The 1,133-nt window shown below is 69.8% G+C and carries 2 protein-coding genes; both read left to right on the top strand.

Annotation, left to right across the window (positions count from 1 at the left end):
* A partial coding sequence (locus CAP13_RS08545; protein ID WP_179185022.1) for a type II secretion system F family protein occupies positions 1-645 on the top strand: 645 nt, incomplete at its 5' end.
* The coding region (locus tag CAP13_RS08540; protein ID WP_097677703.1) for a hypothetical protein at positions 645-1,133 on the top strand (489 nt) is incomplete at its 3' end. The genes CAP13_RS08545 and CAP13_RS08540, both read left to right, overlap by 1 nt.

Here is a 1,133-nt window from a genome sequence, read left to right as displayed (position 1 = left end):
GGCCTGCTGGGCGCGCTGCTGCTGGGAGGGCGGTTGGGGCTCATCGCGGGCGCGGCTCTTCCGCTGGTGACGTTGGAGGTCGGCACGGCCTCGGCTGGCCGGCGCCGCGCCCGGGAGATCGAGGGGGCGATGCCCGAGGCGTTCCAAGCCCTCGCCATAGCTCTGGGTTCGGGTTGCTCGCTCGCGCAGGCGCTGCGATTTGTCGGGGTGCATGCGCGTGAGCCGCTCAGAGGTGAGTTCATGCGTGCCGGGTTCTCCATCGACTGCGGCGTGCCGGCGTCGGAGTCCCTCGATGCGCTGCTCGCCCGGCTGAGGGCTCCGGGACTCGATCTCGTCGCCCTTGCCCTCAAGATCTCCCAGCGAACCGGCGCTCCCCTCGGTGACCTGCTGTCGCAAGCCGCCGACCTCGTGGGCCTTCGCATTCACCTCATGCGCCAGCTGGATGTGAAGACCTCTCAAGCCCGTATGTCGGCCCGCATGGTGGCGGGCATGCCGGTGGCGCTGATCGCGGTGCTCTCAACGCTCTCGACGGATTTCAGGCGCGGTGTGGCGGAGCCGGCGGGCGCCGTGTCGATCGCCCTCGCCCTCGTGCTGAACGCGCTCGCCTGGCTGATCATCAGCCGGATCATGAAGGTGAGGCTCTGATGGACGTGCTTGCTGGGTCCCATCCGATCGTGCTCGCCGCGCTGTTCCTGGCATGGGCGGGCACGGGTTGGATAGCGGGCGGCGTCTGCTCCGATATGAGCCTGCGCGAGGCCGTGGCCGCAGCACGGTCTTGGCGGCTCAGGCTGGTGGAGGGCATGGGGGCGCTCGCGCAAAGGCTGCGGCTCGGAGGCAGGTCGGACGACGCCCCCTCGCTCGGTGAGGTCACAGAGATGATCGACGTGGTCAGACTCGGGCTCAGCGCCGGTCTCTCATTCGATGCGGCCCTCGGCATGTATTGCGCGGAGCGCGCGGGCCCGCTCTCCCGCTCGCTGGATCACGCCCGTATCTCATGGCAGATGGGCCTCTCAACACGGGAGGACGCCTTGATGAGGGTCGCGCGGCAGTCTGGTGTGCGGGCTCTGGAGCCGTTCGCGACGGCGATCGGCCAGGCGCTCGCGCTGGGCGCTCCGCTCGCCGAGACGCTCGCT

The sequence above is a fragment of the Collinsella vaginalis genome, from assembly GCF_900176655.1.
GTDB lineage: Bacteria > Actinomycetota > Coriobacteriia > Coriobacteriales > Coriobacteriaceae > Collinsella > Collinsella vaginalis.
Note: the sequence above shows the minus strand (reverse complement) of the source record. Positions and strands in the feature narration are given on the sequence as shown.